The organism is Hyphomonas sp. UBA4505 (assembly GCF_002388685.1).
Lineage (GTDB): Bacteria > Pseudomonadota > Alphaproteobacteria > Caulobacterales > Hyphomonadaceae > Hyphomonas.
In genome coordinates this window covers 222,347-244,379 of sequence record NZ_DGMZ01000012.1, presented here as the reverse complement: position 1 = coordinate 244,379, position 22,033 = coordinate 222,347, and the positions used below count along the sequence as shown (strand labels likewise).

The 22,033-nt window shown below is 55.6% G+C and carries 20 protein-coding genes; 9 read left to right on the top strand and 11 right to left on the bottom strand.

Features of this window, described 5'->3' with window-relative positions; translation table 11 throughout:
* The 5 genes from B3527_RS10275 to B3527_RS10255 all read right to left on the bottom strand — a co-directional run.
* Positions 1-541, bottom strand: a 541-nt coding sequence (locus B3527_RS10275; protein WP_290481311.1) for a hypothetical protein, incomplete at its 3' end; no start/stop codon positions are given.
* Positions 542-787: 246 nt separating this feature from the next.
* Entirely contained in the window at positions 788-2,227 is a 1,440-nt protein-coding gene (locus tag B3527_RS10270) for an ABC transporter ATP-binding protein (RefSeq protein ID WP_290479808.1), read from the bottom strand.
* Positions 2,220-3,023: an ABC transporter permease gene (locus tag B3527_RS10265; protein ID WP_290479807.1), complete on the bottom strand. Its 804-nt coding sequence runs from the start codon at positions 3,021-3,023 to the stop codon at positions 2,220-2,222. The genes B3527_RS10270 and B3527_RS10265 overlap by 8 nt, the downstream gene beginning before the upstream one ends.
* A gap of 159 nt (positions 3,024-3,182) precedes the next feature.
* A complete protein-coding gene (locus B3527_RS10260) occupies positions 3,183-4,421 on the bottom strand; it encodes a glycosyltransferase (protein ID WP_290479806.1) in 1,239 nt (412 codons plus the stop codon).
* Between the two features lie 2 nt (positions 4,422-4,423).
* Positions 4,424-5,308 carry a 6-hydroxymethylpterin diphosphokinase MptE-like protein gene (locus tag B3527_RS10255; RefSeq protein WP_290479805.1) on the bottom strand — a complete coding sequence of 295 codons (885 nt, stop codon included), beginning with the start codon at positions 5,306-5,308 and terminating at the stop codon, positions 4,424-4,426.
* A gap of 360 nt (positions 5,309-5,668) precedes the next feature.
* Here B3527_RS10255 and B3527_RS10250 point away from each other — a divergent pair, with 360 nt between their 5' ends.
* Entirely contained in the window at positions 5,669-6,238 is a 570-nt protein-coding gene (locus B3527_RS10250) for an SIS domain-containing protein (RefSeq protein ID WP_198019706.1), read from the top strand.
* Between the two features lie 25 nt (positions 6,239-6,263).
* On the opposite strand, the gene B3527_RS10245 is transcribed toward B3527_RS10250, so the two are convergent.
* Genes B3527_RS10245 through B3527_RS10230 form a run of 4 tightly spaced genes read right to left on the bottom strand, consistent with a single transcriptional unit; the run spans position 6,264 to position 9,887 of the window.
* A complete protein-coding gene (locus B3527_RS10245; protein ID WP_290481312.1) occupies positions 6,264-7,439 on the bottom strand; it encodes an SGNH/GDSL hydrolase family protein in 1,176 nt (391 codons plus the stop codon).
* 38 nt (positions 7,440-7,477) lie between these two features.
* On the bottom strand, positions 7,478-9,319 hold the full coding sequence (locus B3527_RS10240) for a carbamoyltransferase family protein (RefSeq protein ID WP_290479803.1): 1,842 nt from the start codon (positions 9,317-9,319) through the stop codon (positions 7,478-7,480).
* 3 nt (positions 9,320-9,322) lie between these two features.
* Positions 9,323-9,475, bottom strand: a complete 153-nt coding sequence (locus B3527_RS10235; protein WP_198019707.1) for a DUF5989 family protein — start codon at positions 9,473-9,475, stop codon at positions 9,323-9,325.
* A gap of 1 nt (position 9,476) precedes the next feature.
* A complete protein-coding gene (locus B3527_RS10230) occupies positions 9,477-9,887 on the bottom strand; it encodes a hypothetical protein (RefSeq protein WP_051607441.1) in 411 nt (136 codons plus the stop codon).
* A gap of 538 nt (positions 9,888-10,425) precedes the next feature.
* Here B3527_RS10230 and B3527_RS10225 point away from each other — a divergent pair.
* The 8 genes from B3527_RS10225 (at position 10,426) to B3527_RS10190 (ending at position 20,075) form a co-directional block, all read left to right on the top strand.
* Positions 10,426-11,304: a 6-hydroxymethylpterin diphosphokinase MptE-like protein gene (locus tag B3527_RS10225; RefSeq protein WP_206991134.1), complete on the top strand. Its 879-nt coding sequence runs from the start codon at positions 10,426-10,428 to the stop codon at positions 11,302-11,304.
* Positions 11,305-11,306: 2 nt separating this feature from the next.
* On the top strand, positions 11,307-12,509 hold the full coding sequence (locus B3527_RS10220) for a glycosyltransferase (RefSeq protein ID WP_290479802.1): 1,203 nt from the start codon (positions 11,307-11,309) through the stop codon (positions 12,507-12,509).
* 25 nt (positions 12,510-12,534) lie between these two features.
* A complete protein-coding gene (locus tag B3527_RS10215) occupies positions 12,535-13,506 on the top strand; it encodes a class I SAM-dependent methyltransferase (protein ID WP_290479801.1) in 972 nt (323 codons plus the stop codon).
* A gap of 32 nt (positions 13,507-13,538) precedes the next feature.
* A complete protein-coding gene (locus tag B3527_RS10210) occupies positions 13,539-15,077 on the top strand; it encodes a glycosyltransferase (RefSeq protein WP_206991131.1) in 1,539 nt (512 codons plus the stop codon).
* Between the two features lie 21 nt (positions 15,078-15,098).
* Positions 15,099-16,109 carry a hypothetical protein gene (locus B3527_RS10205; protein WP_290479800.1) on the top strand — a complete coding sequence of 337 codons (1,011 nt, stop codon included), beginning with the start codon at positions 15,099-15,101 and terminating at the stop codon, positions 16,107-16,109.
* Positions 16,110-16,124: 15 nt separating this feature from the next.
* Positions 16,125-17,633 carry an MBOAT family O-acyltransferase gene (locus tag B3527_RS10200; RefSeq protein ID WP_206991129.1) on the top strand — a complete coding sequence of 503 codons (1,509 nt, stop codon included), beginning with the start codon at positions 16,125-16,127 and terminating at the stop codon, positions 17,631-17,633.
* 12 nt (positions 17,634-17,645) lie between these two features.
* Entirely contained in the window at positions 17,646-18,620 is a 975-nt protein-coding gene (locus tag B3527_RS10195) for a hypothetical protein (protein WP_290479799.1), read from the top strand.
* A 66-nt stretch (positions 18,621-18,686) separates the two neighbouring features.
* Positions 18,687-20,075 (top strand): DUF2793 domain-containing protein, encoded by a 1,389-nt coding sequence (locus B3527_RS10190; RefSeq protein WP_290479798.1) that lies wholly within the window; start codon positions 18,687-18,689, stop codon positions 20,073-20,075.
* On the opposite strand, the gene B3527_RS10185 is transcribed toward B3527_RS10190, so the two are convergent.
* Positions 20,072-21,121: a Gfo/Idh/MocA family protein gene (locus tag B3527_RS10185; protein WP_198019709.1), complete on the bottom strand. Its 1,050-nt coding sequence runs from the start codon at positions 21,119-21,121 to the stop codon at positions 20,072-20,074. The two genes, B3527_RS10190 and B3527_RS10185, sit on opposite strands and share 4 nt — an antisense overlap.
* A 33-nt stretch (positions 21,122-21,154) precedes the next feature.
* The gene (locus tag B3527_RS10180; protein ID WP_290479797.1) at positions 21,155-21,883 is read right to left on the bottom strand and encodes an inositol monophosphatase family protein; all 729 of its coding nucleotides are present in this window, start codon (positions 21,881-21,883) and stop codon (positions 21,155-21,157) included.
* Positions 21,884-22,033 lie beyond the last annotated feature (150 nt).

Here is a 22,033-nt window from a genome sequence, read left to right as displayed (position 1 = left end):
AGCGGAGATCGTTTCCGAGCGCGTTTCGGATTGACGTGGTCGCAATAGCTGCGGCCTGGACTTCTCCGTTTCCAAAGAAGGCTTTTTGGTTGTCGTTGCTCAGAGCATGCTCGGTGAGGAAGCGGAGATCGTTTCCGAGCGCGCTTCGGATTGACGTGGTCGCAGTAGCTGCGGCTTGGACTTCTTCCTTGCCGAAGAAGGTTTTTAGGTTCTCTTCGCTCAAGGCAAATTCGGTGAGGAATCGAACGTCATTTCCAAGCGTGCGACGGATGGATGTGGTCGCGGTTGCGGCGGCCTGAATTTCCCCATTTCCGAAGAAGGCTTTTCGATTTTCTGCGGATAAAGCCGATTGCACAAGAAAACGGACATCCTTGCCAAACTTGTCGCGGATGCCACTCTGCTTTGATGCAATGGTCCGGATACGGCCATCCGCGAAGAACGCATTGCGATTCTTGTCGGCCAAGACTGAATTGATCAGGAACTCGACATCTCTGCCAAGCCTTTCCCGTATCCAGGGCAGGGCAAGAAATCGATCGCGCATACTGGGTCGGCTGGCCACGCCATCGAGGAGCTCCGGCGAATCATCGACGAACGCGCTCAAAAGATCAGATTTTTCCTCAGCAGATGTCGTGCGTTTGACTTCAGCCAGGAGGAGTTGCCTGAACCTGCTGCTTTTCAACAGCAGTCGGCAGAGTGTGGAAATCAGTCTCTTCATAATCGGGCGCTTTGGCTATTTGCGATGAGGAATGGCGGCAGTGTATCTGACCCGCCCGTACAATTTGGGGCGTTAATTCGACACTTTGAAGATATTGTATTGATACTGCATGCTGATCGGGTTCCACACCATAAAGCGATTGGGTGATACTTTGAGTTCAAGGATCGCGTCGCGCCACAGATATGCATTGCCTTCGTGGATGGATATCGTGACAACATAATACCCGGCGGCAAATGGAATGTCGGCAATATTCACACGACACAGGACCCTGCTGTCGCCATTCTGCTTCAACAGATCACCGTTCAAGGTGGAGATGGTTGAAAGGCGTTTGCCGTCCTTTGTGTGGAAGACGAGAGAGACGTTCAAGTCGTTGATTGGTCGTTGTGGCGTGAAGCCGAATTCAATGGCGAATGGCTTGTTTACCTGAAGCGCATTGGTCGGCTGTCCCTCCGAAAGCACGACAGCGCGGAAATCCTGAAAGCCGGTAGGTTCTATGTGCCCACCATAAAGCTCTTCGACCTGATTTTCGGAAATGGTTGGTCGTTTCCACTGAAGCTGTGGGTTCTGGGCCAGGAAGCTCTTGTCGGGATCGTCGATGACCTTGTTGTCCTTCGGCGTCAGATTGCTCCAACGCTGCGCGACTTTTGCCGAAAGGGGCCGGGCAGGCTGTGTAGGAGCGTGCTGCATCGGGGGGCTGGCCTCGGTCAGGGCCGCTGCCGGCTCTGCATTGCGCGACATCTCCTGGTCAATGAATTCGAGATATTGCGCCGTCACCTGGTCAACCGGACCATCAGCCTGCAGTTCGCCCGCATGAATCCAGAGTGCACGGTCGCAGAACTGCCGGATGCTGGTCATCGAGTGTGACACCAGCAGCATGGCAACTCCCTGCTGTTTCATGGCCTGCAAGTGCAGCTTGCATTTGTTCTGGAAGGCCAGGTCTCCCACGGACAAGGCTTCATCGATCACAATGAGATCGGGTCGCAGAAATATGCAGAGTGCGAAACCAAGCCGCGATTTCATGCCGGAGCTATAGGTTTCCACTGGTCCATCAATAAAGGCGCCGACCTCGGCAAAGTCTATGATCTGTTCCACAAGCTCTGGACTGCGCTTTGGACTGATTCCGCGCATGCGCATGCCGTTGAGAATGTTTTCACGACCACTTAGCCGTTGATTGAATCCCGCCCCCAGATTGATCAGCGCCTGGATCTCGCCATTGATTGAGACGTGACCCTTTGTCGGCGCAAGAAGACCGGACAGCAGCTTCATGAGCGTTGTCTTCCCGCTGCCGTTTCGGCCGATCACGCCCACGGCATCTCCGGGACGAATATCCAGGCTCACATCACGCAGGGCCCAGAATTCTTCTTCATCGCGGTCATGCTTTGGAGGGAGGCAGAAGATGTTGCCCAATATGTCGTTGAAATTACGCGACACATTATTCTGCCGTCGTCTGGGAAAACTACGGCCGATCTGCGAGGCGGAGATGATGGGGCGTTGCGTACTCACGTCAGACATAAGCTCTCATGGTACGATGATAAGCGAACCAGCTAACGCAGAAGAGCGCCATGATGCCGAGGGCAACATAAAAAAGCGGCAGGATGTGGGACAGGCTGGGCGAGAGCAGGCAAAAGCGCAACTCCTCAATTGTCAGAGCAACCGGATTGCCATGCTTGAAAATGGCGAGCCCTCCGGTGAGCGGGAAGACCGCGCCCGAGAGGTACAGCATCGGCCGGGCAATTACGCCAACGGCCAGCTTCAAGTCGCCGGAAACGAGCGTAAATGGCGCAAAAAACAGACCTACCGCGACTCCGCCGAGGGCGCAGATTGGCGACATGGCAATAAACAGCAACGCATTCTGCCATTCCAGCAATCCCTGAGCGGCCGCGAGGCCGAGCACGATTGGGACACGCATGCAGAGCAGGAACAGGGATCTGAACACCATGGCCATCATCAGGCTTTCAGGCGGCATGGCATAATTGCCGATAAGTCCACTCGCGCGCTGAAGCGATGTCAGGGACATCATCATGCCGTCGAAGAATGTTTGCCAGATCAGGATGCCACTGACAGCAAAGAGGGAAAACGGCATGTTGAGCCCGCTGACTTCCAGCGACCCACTGCTGCGCAGGGCGATGAAAACGCCAGCGATTGCGAGGGGCTCGATAAAAGCCCAGAACAGGCCCATCTTCGTGTGAACATATTCGATGCGAATATCTCGGGCGGCAAGGTTCCAACCCTGTCGTGGTGCGCTGGAGACTCCGCCGAACATGTCGGCGAGGGTCTGCTTTGCCTTGCTGAAAGCCGTTGAACTCAACTGCACTACTCCTTCGTCTCCATTATCGTCATTGACGCAATGGGCCGATGTATTTTTACGGCTCGAAATGCGGACACCGGACTTTGGTCCGGTTTCGGGTATTTTTCGCTGGTTTGGAGTCGCAGGCAAGGCGGTCAAACATGAAAAATAAAATAGAATTCAAGGTTTTGTGGCCTTTTTGTGTGGTTCCGTCTGATGGGCTGTGCCCGCCACAGATTCAAACAGCGCCACGATCCGTGACGCACTTGCTGACGGGTTATGCCCCCGCGATACGCGCTTTGACAAGTTCTCATCAACGGTCCTGCTGGCCGTCACCAGGGCGCTGACGTCGCGGCCCATTGCCTTTGCGTCGAAGTCGGCAATGAGATGTCCGGCTTCATAATTCCGCACAAGGTCAGCAGCGCCGCCCCCATCCGCAAAGGCCAGCACAGGCACCCCAAGCATGCCGGCCTCAATGGCGACGCGCGGATAGGGGTCTTCGCGCGAAGTTATCAGCACGGCGGACGCTCTGCGAAAGTAAGCATATGGGCGAGCTTTGACGCCTGGAAACAGCACATCTGATTCAATGCCAGCCTCATGGACGGTGTGCTTGAGGCTTTGCATCATCTCGCCATCGCCGAGCCATGCAAAGACCAGCCGGCCAGCGCCGTCATGCCTGTCGAGGGCTGTTTTGGCAGCCTCAACGAACAGGTCGGGTCCCTTGCGAGGGATCAGGCTTCCGGCGCCAATAATGAGAGTGTCCGGCTCGCCCAGTTTCAGGTCGTCATTCACGTCGCCCCGCGCTGCATCAGCGACGGCCATTTGCTCCGGGGTTATTTTAACGGCCGGAGGTTCGACCCGCAGTTTTGCGTCCGGCACGGAGAAGTCCTGCGACAGGTCCCTCATGACGCTGCGGGACGCGCACAGAAACATGTCCGTCTTGTTCATCGTGCTCTTGAGACGCCGCGCATCAAGCGCGCGGATTGTCGGCCCCATTTCACGCACGTGCGTGACGATTGGGGTGTCGAGATCAAGCTCGTCAACGACATCGCCGCAATGCGTTGTATTTGCGTAGATGATGTCGGGCTTCCAGTTCCGGATCTCCTGTCGGAGTCTTGTGGTGCGCTGCCGATCTTGCCGTCCGAGACAATAGGGTCTGTCCGGCGAGCGCACGCATTTTATTGCCATAAGTGGGTCGAATCGCAGGGCTGTGCTCAATCCGTCGGACAGGTCGAATTGCGGTGAATCGCGCCAGATATGGGTTGGGGCCGTTTCGCGATAGGCCTCGCCCAACTCGCCATCGCGCCGCAGGATGATCGTCAACTCATGGCCCAGCGATATCATCTCCCGCGCCAATTGCAGCGCACTGATCGGGGCGCCGGTACGATCGGCAGCATGGGAAATCATGAGAATGCGCATGGCTATGACTTGTCAGGGAACAGTGAGTGAAAGTCGACCCTGTCGAACACGTCCAGCTTTCCCCCGATACCCGCATTGTATATGTGGCGCCCCGCGTCTTCAAATGCCGTGCGGGCAACGCCAAAGGCCTGATTTTGCAGGTCGAAATTTGGTATGCCGATGACATCCCCGACCTGGTAGTAGTCTTTCGTGAAATGCGCCTGATTCACCAGATCGATATTCTCTTCCGACACGTGGATCTTACCCGGCGGGAATTGTTCAGCCAGCGGTCCATAGTCCATGTCTACGCCGATCAGATAAACCGGATCGCAGCCAAGATGGTAGGCGAGCTGGAGCGCAATGTAGCTGATTGTGGATCCAAGGTAGACCGAATGAGAAAAGTCGCGTGAAAACTGAATGCCGGGATCCGTCCAATAGGCTTCGTCGGCAAGCCGCGCATTCATGAACAGAAGGTCGTTCCAGGGGCGTGCGATCCCATGCGCATTGTAGATGGCGGCAATCTTCAGCGGACCATCTATGTTTCGAATATCCTGACCACGAATTTCGGTTTGCTCAATGTCCTCAAATAACAGGTAGTCCGGGGTAAAGCCCCATTCCTGAAACGCCTTGTAGGCGCCGTTTGAGGCGATCGTGATTTCGTTCTTCAGCGCGGAAAGGTCCATATCGCGAAGGCTGGGGCCATTGCCCAGCACGAAGGCACGGCGGCCCTTGCCCGAATTCTTCAGTGCCGCCAGCTTGCGCTCGTCACCCGGCACGATGCCAATGCGAAGACCGCGCGCATCCTGTTTCAGGCCGATACGGTCAAAATAACGCTGGCGGGCAGCGCGCAGGCGCAGATACCCCAGTGGGTACTTCCATTTGGGAAAGTGGCGGGACCAGCTGATCATTGGGCGACCACTTTGGTACTGAGAAGAACAGGTTGGCTTGTGAGATCGGCGAGATAGCGGCGCATGATCATGGATAAGGGCTGTTCATGATCAGGAATAATACACATGAACTCAAAGCGATCTTTTGGCGAATCGGTCAGGGCGAAAGCACCTGCACGCTAGACGCCTCCGATCCCCGTTTCAATCTGCTAGCAGGTCAGGCGGCTGCGTGTGTTCAGGCGCCGCTGGTGGTTGAAGTGTTCAAGCGCTGTGGCAGTCGGCCATCATACTTGATAATTTGAGGGACACGGCCTATCGCTGGCCCGGACGAGCCCTGACCTCTTCTGGGGGCGCAACTTACAGATTGAAAGTGAGACTATCGTGGCTGCAGATACCCAGTTCCTGAACGACTATTTCGGCAGATTGGAAACCTTCGCGCGCCCCAATGACGCGGTATTCGAGCAATTGGGGCAGGTGCGAGACCTGTGGGTCCGGTCGAAAAACGCAGGTGGCAAGGTGATCTTCATCGGCAATGGTGGGTCTGCGGGAATTGCATCGCATCTCGCGATTGATCTTGGCAAGAACGGCCACATTCCGGCGGCATGTTTCAATGATGGTGCCCAAATCACCTGTCTCTCCAATGATTACGGATTTGAGAACTGGATTGCCCACGCTTTGCGCATTCAGGGCAAACCAGAAGATACGCTGGTTGCGATCAGTTCGTCCGGTGGCTCAAAGAACATTCTCAATGCTGTCGAGCAGGCTCGCAAAATGGGGATTTCCGTTACGACGTGTTCCGCAATGAACCCGGAAAACCCGCTTCGCAAACTCGGAGATGTAAACCTCTGGGCCGACAGTCACGCCTACAATATCGTCGAGACGGTTCACCAGTTCTGGATGATGGCCGTTATCGACATGATCATCGGCAAGGCCGAGTATCCGCCGAATTGATCGGCAAAAATTTCAGATACCAGAGCTATTGTTCTGGTGTCTGGCCTAGGGCGGACTCGGCAAGTGCCGGTGAAGAATCCAGCGCAAAAAGTGTTTCGAATACCGTATCGCCAATCAGCTTGTTTCCCTGATGGTTGGGGTGGCGGGGATCGTGGTAGAGTCCTGTTTTTCCCGCAAATACGTCGCTGATGTCCGTGCAGTACATAAGTTTTTCGCAATGGCGACGTGCTGCTGTGTAAAAAGCTGCCGCTTTTTCAGCGTAGTCAGGTTTTGAGCTGAGCATTGCGGCGTAAAGCTCAGCTTCCGAATCGGTCGGCATGTAACCTGGTTCGATTCCCATGGCTGGCTGCAGGAATACATGGAAGCGTGCGCCCATTTGCGCGCTGGCCGCATTCATCAGCTCAACGTTGCGGCGCCACATCTCTGCATCTGTCATTTCGTAGCTAGAACCTGCTGTCACGGCGAGCTGAGTGTCTTTCTCGCCGCCTGATCTCATGGCGGCCAACAGGTTCGGCATGAAACGTGGCGGTTGGTGTCCTTTGCCGGCGAGTGTTCTGAGCATCACGAGCTGATAGGGGCTGACCATGGGGTGCTCGCGCAGGCTGTGTGAGAAGTTCAGATCATTGACGCCGCTGAGTGAGACCACAACATCTGGCGCAAGCGCCGGGACATCGCGAATAAGCTTTAGCAGTTCCTGATTGGTCGAGTATCCGGATACCGCGCCATTGTAGACGACCGCAGGTCCTGTCGGGCCTTCATTGAGGCGCGTGAAAAGGGTTTCGCTCCAGGCCCCCCAATCGCTCTCATAGTAGGGATCGCTCGTACTGCCACCGAGCACAACCAAGCGCAGCGCAGCGCCACTCGTCTCGTCGCCTGACGTCCGGAAACCGGGCCGGCGCCAAGCGGGCTCAGACGTAGGGCCGCCTGCCGGTCGCGCATATCCAAGTTGCGGGTCGAGTACGTTCAGTCCCTGCGACAACCGACGGTCTACGACGGTTTCCTTTTTGCCCTGCTTGTCGGAAGACTGCCAGACCAGTGAGTATTGAGGTGCACCCTTTGCGCCCAGATACGCTCTCGCCATCAGGTCGGTTGCCAACAACAGAATCAGCGTTGCCAAGATTGTGAGGATACCGAGCACGATCTTTGTCTGACGGCTCAAGACAACGCTATGCGGTGTTTCCGAAAGTGGTTGTTCGTTCATGTCTCAGGCACCGCTCGGTGTTGTCTTTGGTGATCGTGTCAATCGAGATCGAAAGCGTTCTTGTAGTCAAGCACGAGGGCAGGATCCTGATCCGACTTGCGCAGTATGGCGCGGCCGCAGACCAGTAGATCCATCTCCGTTCCCATCAGGCAGCGGAATGCGTCGCCAGGAGATTCCACAATGGGCTCCCCGCGAACATTGAAACTGGTGTTCACAACAACTGCGCAGCCGGTCCTCTGCTTAAACGCGCTGAGCAGCTTGTGGTAGAGCGGGTTCGTCTCGGCATGCACCGTTTGCACGCGCGCGGAATAATCAAGATGGGTTATTGCCGGGAGCGTCGAGCGGATGTCGTTCACGCGATCGATGCCCTGTTTGGAGGAGCTGTCTGACTCAGGCTGTACGCGCAGTCGATCGACAACATCCGCGACGAGCAGCATGTATGGACTGTCGCTGCTCAGGTCGAAATAGTCTGCTGCATCTTCGGCCAGTACGGACGGGGCAAAGGGGCGGAAACTTTCGCGAAACTTGATCTTCAGGTTCAGGTTGCGCTGGGTTTCGGGATTTCGTGGGTCGGCAATGATCGACCGGCCGCCCAATGCGCGAGGGCCAAATTCCATACGCCCCTGAAACCAGCCAATTGCCATACCGCTATCCAGCGCTTTGGCGGTGGTTTGGATCATCGTGTCCTCGTCCACGACCTCGAATACAGCGCCGGCCGAGGTCAAGGCTGCGTTGATATCTTCCTGCGAATAGTCCGGGCCGAGATAGGCGCCGCTCATGGCATCGCCGTCACCCGTCAGGAGGCGATCGGTGTCCAGATAACGATGGTGGGCCAGCAAGGCCGCGCCGAGCGCGCCGCCGGCATCACCTGCTGCGGGCTGGACCCAGATATTCTTGAAGTGGCCGTCCCGCAGGATTTTGCCATTTGCAACACAATTGAGGGCGACGCCGCCGGCCATGCAGAGATTGTCGATGGCGAACTCAGCGTGTAGCGCGCGGGTCATGCGCAGCATCACATTCTCTGTCACTTTCTGGATCGATGCAGCCATGTCGAAGTGGAACTGCGTCAGCTGGCTCTCAGACGTGCGCGCAGGCTCACCAAACAGGTCATGGAAAGCCTTGTTGGTCATTCGCAGGCCGGTGACATAGTCGAAATAGCGCATGTCCAGCCAGAAGCTGCCATCATCGGCAATGGAGATCAGCTTCTCTTCCATGAGGTCTGCAAATCGCGGCTCGCCATATGGGGCGAGCCCCATAACCTTGTATTCGCCGGAATTGACCTTGAAACCGAGATACCCCGTGATCGCGGAATAGAGCAGGCCCAATGAGTGTGGGAAGCGGATCTCCCGAATGCGCTGTAATTCCTTGCCTCTGCCGACAGAGACCGACGTGGTGGCCCATTCGCCGACCCCGTCCATTGTCAGGACAATCGCTTCGTCGAAAGGCGAGGGATAAAATGCCGATGCCGCGTGACTGTCATGATGCTGGGCAAACACCATGCGGTTGCCCGCATCAGGATCATTGAAATCATCCCGGAATATCTTTGCCATGTTCGACTTCTGGAAGAGCTTTCCCTTGATCCAGCTCGGCATGGCGATCGCAAATGTCTTGCGACCGCGCGGCGCGCTGGTCAGGTAGGTCTCGATCAGGCGTTCAAACTTGAGCAGCGGTTTCTCGAAATAGGCGATGTGTTGCACGTCGCTGAGTTCGATGCCCGCTTCGTCGAGACAATAGCGCGTCGCTTTTGCCGGAAAGCCGGCATCATGTTTGACCCGGGTGAAACGTTCTTCCTGGGCGGCTGCGACGATCTTGCCGTCACACAGCAGAACGGCCGCGCTGTCATGGAAGTAGGCTGAAATGCCCAGGATATAAGTCGGCATCACTTAGAACAGGGAGTAGATGAACGGGGCTAATGGTGAGCCTTGTGCAAACACCAGCGCCCCGCCAATCAGCAAAACGAACAGGAATACAGGCAACAACCAGAATTTCCTGCGTTGCGAAAAGTACAACGCCAGCTCTTTCAGAATCTCTTTCATCTCAGAACTGTCTCTCCATTGCGGCCCGGTCCTGAGGATCCGTCGATTCGCACCAGTATGAGCCGGTTTGGGGCCTCTTGTGAATGCGCAATGGATCGCGCCCCATACGCAAGAGCAGGCCGTAAGGCGTAATGAAGCCGTAGTACATGATGCCCATCACAAGCGGGTTGACGATCTTGGCCAGACCCAGTGCAAGCAAGCCCCACAAATATGCGAGTCCCTTCAGCCAACGCGGCGCGACGAAGGCGACGAGCGCAAACAACAGGGCTGCGCCCGCGAGGGCCAATGATAGCTGAACATGGTTGCGCAGCAGGACGGCCGCGATCGCGGAAACGGCTGCGAATGTGTATCCGACACTACGGGGGGAGGCCGGTGGCGGCGCAGTGTGTTCGACCTTTTCGAAGGCACTCATCCTGTCGTCCCGCTTCTCACTTCGGCTTCGCGCTCGTCTACCCCGATTGGTTCCTGGCGGCAATGCAGGGACGGCTCAGGCTCGCCTGCTTGTGAACGGGAATTGCCGTTGCGGGTACCTTTGGCTCCTGAGTATCTGGTCAAAAATTGTCACCTTTGAGCGAATTCCTAGGCTGCTGGGAGGCGTACTTGATTAACTCAGTGACACGCCTTAACGCTGGCCGGAATGGGCTCTGACCTCAGACAGGTTTGGGGGCGTTGATCCAAGGTAGAGGTGGCCACAGTTGCGTATATCGGGTTTCGCAAAACTGGTTCGCAAGTCGGAGCAGGCGCCACTGACGTGCCCGATACAGGGTGAGATACTCGGTGCCGTGTGCTGTGAATCGTATGATCGTCGCTTGCAGAGCTCTCAAAAACCATCCGGAAGTATTAGGTATAAATGGGGGGCGGGACTGAATTCGCATTTCAAAGATCGATTCATGTACGCAAGTGAAGGTTCCCGGCTGCAGGGAACAAAGTTGAAGTTAGGGACGCCCTAGATGATTGTTTGGACCAACAGGTTTCCTGAAAAGGAAAAGGCCGCCGGCTATTTGCGTCTCGTGCGGGCGCGTATGAATTTCTTTGACCAGATCAAGCCGGGCCGTAACGGCGCTGGCAAGTTCGGGTTTTATCGCCGGCCGGGATTCCAGACCACGCTGCGCCACATGCGCAACAAGCACCAAGGCAAGCCGGGATTCATTATCGGGAATGGTCCGAGCCTGAAGGAAATGGACCTGACGCCGCTGCGAGACCAGATCACGTTCGGGGCCAATGGCATCTACCAGATGTTCGACGAGTGGGGCTTCCACACCAAATATCTCCTGTTCGAAGATACAGAGCAGACCGAGTTGCGCCGCAAGGAAATCCACAATGTTGTGGGGCCGACCAAAATGGCGGCGATCTACAACGCGTACTGTTTCAAGAATTTCGACGACACGCTGTTTTTCAACGCGCGCCGGGGCGACCCGTACTATTTCGACGAAATGGGAATCCAGTTCTCCCGTGACTTTTCCAACATCGTGTATCTGGGCTCGACCATCACTTACATCGCGTTGCAGCTGGCCTACTATCTGGGCTGCAATCCGGTCTACCTGATTGGCGTCGATCACAGTTATGGTGCGCTGGCCAAGAATTTTCCACCCGGCAAGATCGAGGTGACCAAGGAGAACTACGAACTCGTTCGGCAGTGCCACATGAACCCCGATTATTACCAGATCGGAGACGTGATCGGCGTGCCAAACACCTCACTTCAGGACAAGGCTTATGAAGTGGCCGCCGACGCCTACAAGCAGGCTGGCCGCGAAATCTACAATGCCGGCGTCAACAGCTTCCTTGATGCATTTCCCCGAACCGATTTTGACAGCATTTTCAAAAAGTAGACATGACCGAAAAGAAACGCATCCTGTTCATATCGCATCACGGCACGATGAGTGGCGCGCCCATAAGCCTGCTTACGCTAATGAAGCATTTTGCCGCCAATCGGGACTGGGAATTCCAGGTTCTGATGCGCAAGGAAGGTCCGCTGCGCAGTGAGTTTGAAAAACTCGCGCCAACTCATGTCTACTACCAGCATTTTCTGGATCCGGCCGATATGCGCCCGGAAGGGGCGAAACGACCGCCTCTGCCAGAAGACGTTCGGCGGCGAAAATTCCGCCAGTGGCGACATGAACAGCGCCTGCGGCTGAAACTGCGTCAATTCAAGCCTGATCTTGTGTATTCCAACACGACTGTGAACGGGGACTTGCTGGCCAAGCTAGGCATCAAGGCACCGACGCTCATCCATGTGCGGGAATTATGGACGACGATCGCGCTGTACAATCAGGTGCAATTGAATGCGTTCAAGCAGCCGGATTACAAATATTTCGCCGTTTCCGAATTTGTTCGGAATTATCTGAAAGATACATTCTCCATCGCACATGAGCGCATCGGGATCGTGCCCGGCTCCATTGAGCCGGAAGTTTTCGACAAGAAGGCTGAAGATCTGACCGTCGGCGAGATGCGCAAGGAACTCGCGCTGCCTGAAGATGCTGTGATCATTGGCGGTCTGGGGTCAGTCGATAGCCGGAAGGGGGTCGATTACTTCGTCGATACCGCCCTGGATGTCCTGCGTTCCGAACCGAAGGGACGGCCCGTCTACTTCGTCTGGATCGGTGATGGCGGTATGCGGCAGGATATGTTGAAGAAAGTGGAAGATGCGGGATTTTCCGGTCGGGTCGTCTTCCCGGGCGCGCGCAAGAACCCCTATCCATATTTGAAACTGTTTGAAATTGGATTGATGACATCGCGCGATGACCCCTTTCCACGCTCGGTCATGGAAATGGCTGCGTTTGGCGCGCCGATTATCTGTTTCAAGGGTTCAGGCGGCGCGGCAGAATTCGTGCTGGATGATGCCGGGATTGTGCTGGATGATTTCAGCGCAGCTGACATGGCCGACGCCGTTCGAAGCATACTGGCGAATGACGCGGCAAAAGCAGCTTTTGCAATTGCTGCTCGCCGCAAAGCGCGCGAAGACTATGAGACGACACGTATAGGAGAAAGTGCTGCCATCCTGCTCGACGAGATGATGGCAAGCGCACGTTCCTGAGGCTTGAACCAAGTGGGGTAATCCAGTGACGGATGTACAAGACAACAAGGATGAACTTGAAGTGCTGCAGAAGGAAAATGCTGCATTGAAAAAGATAGTCCGCTCGTTGAAAGACAAGATCAACAAGGTCGGCGCCGATGACGAGAAGAGCCCGCTATGGCGCGCACTTGGGCATTTCTATTCTCCGGTCGCCAACATTGAAGACATCAAGGCCGACGAAGAGCGAATCTTCAATCGTGATCGGCGTACCCTGCCGGGCATCGGCCTGAACGAAGACAAGCAATTGGCCGTGCTTGAAGAGTTTGCGTCCTTCTATGACGATATTCCATTTGGCGACGAGCCTTCTGACAAGATGCGCTACGGCTTCCTGAATGGGGGCTACTCCTACTCCGATGCCATCTCGCTTTACAGCATGATGCGCCGCGTCAAACCCAAGCGCATCGTTGAGGTCGGGTCCGGGTATTCCTCGTGCTGTATGCTCGATACCAATGACGCGTTCTTCAATGGTGATATCGATATCCGTTTCGTTGAACCGTATCCGCAATTGTTGAAATCGCTGGTGCGTCCGTCCGATCTCGAGACCCGTGAAATCATCGAAAAGCGGGTTCAGGATGTCGATATCGAAGTCTTCACCTCGCTGCAGGAAAACGACATTCTGTTTGTCGATTCGACGCACGTCTCTCGCGTGGGCAGTGATGTGAACCACATGTTCTTCGAGATACTCCCGCACATCAATGAGGGGGTGTACGTCCATTTCCACGACATCCACTATCCGTTCGAATATCCCGAGCATTGGGTGTATCAGGGCCGCTGGTGGACGGAGACCTATCTCCTTCGGGCGTTTCTCGAATTCAACAGCGACTTCGAAATCGTCTACACGAATACATTCATGCAGAGGTTCCACCGCGAATTCTTCGAGGAGCGCATGCCATTGTGCCTGAAGAACCAGGGGGCCAGTATCTGGCTTCGGCGCAAGAAAAAGTCGGCTGAAGAGTAGACTTGTCCGCACGTGCTTGTTCAGGGGCTGGCATGAAAATCCTTATTTGCAGCATCATGCCTCAAGGCGCCTATTCAGGTGGGCGCTACCATGCATGGATGATGGCACAGGCGTTTGCTGCGCTTGGTCATCAGGTCACGTTTTGGACGAACAATACGCCGATCTTCATTGACGACTTCGAAGATTTCGACTTCGGAGATCGGTTTGTGTTGCGACTGACGCGGGATTTTTCAGACACGCCCGATGGGCCATGGGATTTTGTCTGGATTATTCCGCACAAGCATCCGCCAGTGAAAGTGTTCCGGCGGGCGCTGGACATTTCCGTTGCAAACAAGGCGAAGCTCGGAATGCTGAGTTTCGAGACCCCGAACTGGATTGCGAAGACGGCAGAGCACGGCACAAACCAGAAGCCGTGGGACGCATGGAAGGCTATTGGGCCGCATTTGGATGTGGTTCTCGCGTCGACACTGGAAGGTGAGACGCATGCGGAAGAGTATTTTGCAGGTACAGGCGCCCGCTTTCACCACATCAACCCACCCATCAATGACCTGGCCGCTGCAGAAGCCAAATCCCTTGCGGTAAAGTCCGACGATCGCCGATCTGTCATCTGTATCACGCGTTTTGGCGGCGCTTTCGGATACAAGGGTGGCATGGAATTGCTCGATCATGCCGGACCCGCCCTGTCGGGATGTCGGCTGACATTTATTGTCGGCACAGCGACGATGGATGAATCCGTTGCTTCTGCTTACCATGCATGGGGCGAAGAGCACGATGTGGAGGTCCGCTTCCAGCATCGTGTGACTGATGTCGAGAAGTTCAAACTGCTATACGAAGCAGATTTGATGCTCTTTCTGTCGAGGTTCGAGGGGTTCGGGTATCCACCGGTCGAGGCGCTCTATTGTGGCGTGCCGTGTGTCGTGTACGATCTTCCTGTGTTGAGAGAGGTCAGCGGGGACAAGCTGATTTATGCGTCAATGGACGAGCCAGAAGAACTTGCGCCCATTATCTCCGATGTGCTCGACAATCTGCCTGCGCGTCAGTCCGAAATCCGGCAGCATGATTATTCCAGCTTGGGCTTTGATGCTTATGTCCGCCTGATCGACGATCTACTCGGACGCGAGGCCGAGTATGCACCCAAGGCGAACGTGACCTCCGAAGACGAGTTGCAGGCAACACGCAAAACGCTCGTCGCTATCGACCAAGCGACCAGGAAACCAGTCGCGCGCCGCGGTACGCCGTCGCTGAAGCACAGGGTCAAGCAGAACTTCGTCCGCTTGCTTGCTGGAACATTTCGCCGTGTGCCTGTCCTGAGGAAACTGTTCGGTCAGGCAATTTTGTCTCATCACAATCTTTCTCTTCTTCTGGAAGACCGGGCGATGGCGAAGCTGATGTTCGAGAACAGGAAAGCGCTTACGCTGGCCATTCGGCGTAATCCAGGATTCCTCAAGCATCTCATGCTCTCACCGCAAGCGCAGGAACTGCTACCGGAAGTGTTGGCCCGCCTTCGGGAGAAAGAGGCAATTTCCGTCTCTCAGATTGCTGCGGTAGTTCAAGAGACGAAGAATAGTTGAGTATGTTCACGGTATTGTTCAATGAGCGCTGATGGTGTGCCCAGCCACGACGACCGTCTGCAGGGTGCAGGGGATCGTGCCTTCAGGGTACTTGTCCTGTTCTTGACATTCGACCCCGAGAAAACCAAAGGCGTGCGTGCGGTTCTAGGAGATTTCTTCAAGGCGCGAGAAGGCATAGAGTTCACGGTTGTTGAGATCGACAATGCGAACGAACAACGCGAGTGGCAATCAGCATCGACTGAGGGCTGGCCATGCCGCGCCTTTGCGGTCGGCGGCGATAATACAGCTCATGAGTTTACCGGCTGGGATCGCGGCTGGCGCGAAGTTCGGGCGAGGCTGCCGGAAACGTTCGACGTCGTATTGATGGTCAATGATGCCCTGGCCAATTCGAAGCCGCTGGAGGCGCTGGAAGCGATCGACGCCGACATTATCCGCCAACTGCCAGCACAGAAAACCGTGTTGGGATGGGTAGATACATTCTCTCGAGTCAATCCGGATCCGCTCGATACGCTGGCCCAGCCAATGCGTATCGGCGGGCAGGCCTGTCGGAAATGGTTGTGCACGACCTTCTTCATGGTGCCCAGATCCGTATTCGAGAAGCTTTACCCTGTGACCAGTTTCTCGACGGCAAACGAAGTATTCACGCGCTATTGTCCTGAAAAGCCGTTTCGGGAGAGCGCTCCGCTTTCGCAGAACTATCAGGAGTTTCTCTACACGCACCAGACCAAGGTCTGGCGACGAGGAGACAAACGGGGCTATGTCCTGAGCGAAACAACCTTTCCGCTCTTCAAGAACAAGGTGCGCAACATACTCAATGAGCATGCATTGAGCATCAAGCTATGGAAACTGGGCGTGGGCCATGTGAACTTGGCCATATTCGACCGGCCGTCGCGTGGGCTGGGAATCAAGCATGATCAAGTCAAGGGATCGGCAGGAACGCGACTCAGAAAGTTGCGTCTGTTGTCATGGCGCCAATTCTTTCATGAAGTAATCCCGCCACTACTGAAGCGGCGCGGCTTGCGCTCGTCATAAAGGGCTCACTGCGCCATGCTGTTCAATTCTGTCCCGTTTCTCGCCTATTTTCTGCCGGTCGTGCTGGTTGTTGCTTTGCTGCTCGGACGTGCCGGACAGAAGGATGCCGTCAAGGTTTGGCTGCTGCTGTCTTCCGCGTTTTTCTACGGGTATTGGGAGTGGCGGTACCTGTTCCTGTTGTTTGGAACAATCATCGTCAATTATTTCGTGGGCAGGGCGTTTTCCGCGCATGATCGTCCGTCTGGACAGCGGCGCTTTTTGCTTATCTGCAGCGTGACGTTCAATCTCGGCCTGTTGTTTGTCTTCAAATATTTCAATTTCTTTATTGGTAATATCGAGTTCTTGTTCGGTTTCGATATCGAGGTATTCAAGGTCATCCTGCCGCTGGGAATTTCGTTCTTCACATTCCAGCAAATCGCGTTCCTGGTAGATGCCTACAAACGCAAGCTCGATGAAGAATACAGCTTTGTAGACTATGCCCTGTTCATATCATTCTTTCCGCAGTTGATTGCGGGCCCGATCGTTCATCACAAGGATCTGGTGCCCCAGTTCAAGACCAGGCTGTTTGCACGCCCCACCGCCGCCATGTTCGCAAGCGGGCTCGCAATTATCATCATCGGCCTGTTCAAGAAGGCCGTCCTGGCAGATGGCATTTCACCTGCGGTGAACCAGCTGTTCGGTGAAGCTGCTGCGGGTGCGCAACTAACTTTGATCGAGGCGTGGTTGGCAACGCTTGGATTTGCCGGACAGATATATTTTGATTTTTCCGGCTATTCGGACATCGCCATTGGGCTTGCCTTGCTGGTAGGCTTGAAGATGCCTGAGAACTTTGCAGCCCCTTATCGCGCATCCAGTATTATCGATTTCTGGCGCCGGTGGCACATCACTCTGTCTGACTTCCTGCGCGACTATCTGTACATCCCTCTCGGCGGTAATCGCCGCGGCAATGTCCGGCGTTATATCAACCTGATGACAACCATGCTGCTTGGCGGTCTCTGGCATGGCGCGGCATGGACTTTCGTGATCTGGGGAGGGCTGCACGGAGCATATCTGACGGTGAACCATCTGTTCAACTCGGTGATCAAGGGGAGCGGGCTTGAGGCCGCCGTTGGAAGCCTGCCGGGCAGGGTGTTTGGCTGGGCTGTCACGTTCTTTGCGGTCTGTGTGGCATGGATATATTTCCGCGCAGAAAACCTGGAAGCGGCAAACAATGTTCTGGCCGGTTTCCTCGGCATGAATGGATTCCATATGCCGCCTCATCTCAATGCGCTGCTGGGGCTCCCCGTGAAGTATGCGTCCTTGACCCCTGCCGGTTCGACCCTCTTCTCCGATCCGGCCCAATGGACCAGCCTGGTGCAGGCATTCTGTTTCTCTCTGCTCGGACTTGCGGTTGCATTCGCGCAGACGAAGGAACGGGGCGGTCAGCGCGCACGCCTCGTGGGAGTTGCGCTGGTAATCGGCTTCGTCATTCAGGCGGTGTTCTTCGGAACAGCGTCTGAAGAATTCATCTACTTCCAGTTTTAGGGAGGCGCGTAAATGAAACCTATCCTGAGTGTTATTGCCGCCAGCCTTCTGGGACTTGTGCTGTATTCTGGCCTGTTCGGTGTGGTTATCGACAAGCCATTGTCGGTCGGGATTTTCGACCGCGTATATTCACAGAAGAGAGCTTACGGCCAAGCGCTGGACAAGCCGAAAATTGTCCTCGCTGCCGGGAGTAGCGGATTTTACAGCGACCGCTGCGAGACGATTGCCGAGGAATCCGGAATACCATGTGTGAATCTGTCCATTGCGCTGGCATTGGGGCGCGAGACAATTCTTCAGCAAGTAAAGCAAGTTGCAGAACCTGGCGATATCGTTCTGCTGCCGTGGGAGTACCGGCTCTACTTCCTGAATGCCGAGGATATGCGGGCTCGCATTTCATATCCCTACATTGTGCGTCATGAGAAAAGCTTTCTGAAGGGGCTGGGTGTCAGGCGTTCATTGGACGCGCTATTCTATTTCGACCTCGATTATTTGTTCGCGGCCCTGCTGGAAACTGAGAACTATGTCGGTGGCAAACGCCATGGATTCGACAAGGAAGGACGTATGACTTTGCAGGGGGACTATCGCGGACACACTGCGGAGGTCGCTGCCAAATACCGCGAGAAAGTCGAAACGGCCGGATCTTCTGCAGCGGAAACGCGAAGGATTGCAGAGATGGTCGAACCTCCTGCCGGCTTGATGGAATTCATCAAGTGGGCCAACGCCAATGACATTACCGTATATGGTTTGCTCAGCCCTTCCGTTGACTCGGGCGAGCTGTCTCCGGAGGCGCTCGACAAGATGCGTGCTTGGTTTGGGATGGCAGAAAAGGGGGGCTTCCTGGAGTTTAAGGGCAACTTACAATATCCGTACACATGCTTTTTTGATTCCCGTGAGCATTTGCAGGAGGAGTGCCAGATTCAGCACAGTCGCGTGATCGGAAAAGGACTGGCTGAACAAGTGCGGTTCAACTCCCAACCCGAGGACTAAACTCTGCCAATCCGACCGTAACCGCACGGAGCTATAGATGTCTGAAAAGCATCAAAGGAGCTCCCCATGGACGAGTCTGCACGTCTTGGTCTGCCATACCTGATACCCAATCAGGCCCAGAAACATGTCACCGTAAACGAGGCGTTCCGCAAGCTGGACCAGATGGTTCAGCTGTGCGTGCAATCGAAAGCAATTTCGATCCAGCCCGAGGCGCCTTCGGACGGCGAGGCCTACATCATTCCTGCCAGCGCGACGGGCGAGAACTGGTCCGGCTATGCCGTGAATACAATCGCCACATTCCAGGATGGTGCATGGGCCGTATTCCCGGCACTGGCGGGTATGCGGGCTTACATTCTGGATGAAGCGATGATGCACGTTTTCAATGGCGCTGACTGGGTGGCTATGGCGGGCGCCGCGCCATCGGAAGAGAGCCCGGTATTGGGGATCAACACGATAGCCGACCTTTCCAATCGCCTGTCTGTGAAATCTGACTCTGTCCTGTTGCAGCATGATGACGTCACACCCGGTAACGGGGATTGTCGCTTAAACGTCAACAAGAGTGCCCCGGCCGCGACTGCCTCTCTTCTCATGCAATCGGGCGCATCAGGGCGCGCGGAGATTGGTCTGACGGGTGATGACGATTTCCACATAAAGGTCAGCAATGATGGAAGCGTGTGGCGGGATGCAATTTCGGTCGACAAGGATACCGGCTTCGTCGGTATCGGGACGGATGCGCCAGCGACACCTTTCCATGTCAATGCGGGCTTGGCGAATGTTGCCTTCAAGCTCGAGGGAACCGATCCGACCATTGTGTTTCAGATGCAGGATGACACGACCACTTCAACTGGCAATGGTCCGATCCTGTTCGCACGCACTGGCGACAACACGCAGTTCTACACGGCGGGCTCTGCGCGCATGACCATCGATGCGGATGGCCAGGTCGGGATAGGGACATCAAGTCCCTCTGCGCGGTTGAATGTTCTTGCCGGCGGCATCGTGGCCGGGTCGCCAACCGGCGGTGACAAGGGCGCCGGCACGATCAACGCCGAGGCTCTATATGATGATAACGCATTGTTGAGCTGTTATGTGCTGGATCAGGCGATCGACGGACGTGTGGATATCGACAAGTGGGATGCGCGCACGCCAGACCGGCATGTTCCCCCGGCAGCGACAATTGCCCGCCATCACGAGCCAGCGCGCCGGTTTGTGGCGCGTATCGGCGGTTCACATGACCCGCTCACACTGGACGGTTACGCCCGGCACTGGAAAGACAAACGCCATCTGACCTCGATGCCGAACGAGGCAACCCATGATCCCGTCAACGGACCGCTCACAATGGGTGAGTGGATTCAGAGACTGGTGGAAACCGCCGAAATCCACGCCGTACTGATCGACACCCTCCATCAGATGCTGAAAGCGTCAGAAAAGACGCCGAAGCCGGAGCGTCCGGGCTAGGTCAGTTCCTTGACGGTCATGTTGAGTTGGTCGGCGAGGTTTGGTGCCTGATGCAGATCATGCTCGTAAATCATGTCTATCAGGGACATGACTTCAAGGGCTTGATCAGAGGACCCGAATTTAACCGGGGCACCGTTCTGGACGCTGTCAAAGAAGAGCTCGATCTCCCGTGCCCATGACTGGTCGATGTGGAAGGTCAGGCGTTCTTCGTCTTCCCATGTTGCCGCTGGCGCCGTTGTGCGGTTCTGAGCGATGGTAAGGATCTCGTCGCCATAGGTCCCTGACGACGTCTTCAAACCGTTCAGCACCATATAGCCGCGCTCCATGAAGACTTCGAGCGAGAACAGGTGTCTCCATTGCGTCATGGTGGAGTGGACCGACGCAGTGACGCCCGTTTGCGTGTTGCGCATGATCGCAAAGACATTGTCTTCGATGCCGGGGGTTTTCCAGTACATGTTGGAGACCATGGCGTGAACTTCGTCGAACGGCTTGCCGGTCAGGTAGAGCAGGAGGTCGAGCATGTGGATGCCCTGATCCAGCAGAATGCCGCCGCCAGCCAGTTCCTTCTTGGCCCGCCATGTGTTCAGATAGTCACCATCCACACTTTTGCCGTAGCGGCTACGCATCCAGAGAATGGAGCCGAACTTGCGGGAGTCCACGATGCTCTTCATCTTGTCGATTGCACCGTGCTGACGGTGATTGAAACCGTACATCAGCACTTTGCCGCTGGCGCGTTCGACTTCCTGAATATCGCGCACATCCTGAGCGCTGAAAGCGGGGGGCTTTTCGCAGAAGACGTGCTTGCCAGCCTTCAGTGCCATGATCGTTTTTGGCTTGTTGAAATAGTTGGGCAGGCAAAGAAAGACAATGTCGATGTCCGGGTCTTCGATGATCTCGTCAATGGAATTGGCGACCGGGTATTTGCAGTCATCGGGGATGTTGACGTCGAAGACGGATTTGATCTGGGCGAAGCCGTGCGTTTCGATCGCATCGGCACGAATTTGTCCCATTTTGCCGAATCCGCAAATTCCAACATTCATTGACATTTCTTCACTCCTAAAACTCTACGCTGGGCGTCGCTAACGGCCATTGGCCGAGACTTCCAGCGGTGACCATATATCGTCGTTTGCGACGGTGAAATTTCCGCCAGAGGCCCGCACCAATGCGAGGCCGCCGGCGACATCCCACCACCTGATTCCTGTTTCTTTGTATCCGTCCAGTTTCCCCTGAGCGACCCATGAGAGGGACAGGGCGGCCGAGCCGATCATCCGTACCTTGCCCCAGGCGTTCAGTGACTCGGCATTCTTTGCCGCGGCTTCGGCATTGGAGCGTGTGGCGGCGGGGATACCTGTTGAGAGGGACGACGGGCCGCCAAGGGCCGCGCGGTCAATGCGTTCGCCGTTGCGATACAGCCCGGCTGTCTCATTCGTGTGGACAAGTTCGTCCCGGACAAAATCATATACCGCGCCCGCTAGCGGCGTCATTCCCTGACAAAGCGCAATGGAAACAGCGCACAAGGGGATTCCGCGCATGAAATTGTAGCTTCCATCCAAGGGATCGATTACCCAATAGGGGTCATCCGGGCTCGCTGGCTCTCGGAGCCATCCACCCTCTTCAGACATGACGCCCCACGGACTATCGGAAAGCAGTCCGGCGGCCACCATTTCTTCTGAATGGCGATCTTCGGCAAGTTTCACATCTCGCGCCAGCGCGGTGTCTATTGCGGCGTCTGCGAATCGTGAGCGGAGGAAGTCGCCGCTTGCCTTGGCGCTCGCCAGCAAGAGTTCGTAATTGATCACGATGGACATAGCTGGATTATCTACTCGCGTATCAATTCGGTACGGAATTCGAAGCCGTGAGGTGTTCCCTGACCTGAGGGGCTTTTGATAGGGTAGTTGCTCCCCTAGAACAAGGCGTAATGCAGGAGCAAACGGCATGACTCATTCAGGCATTCTGAT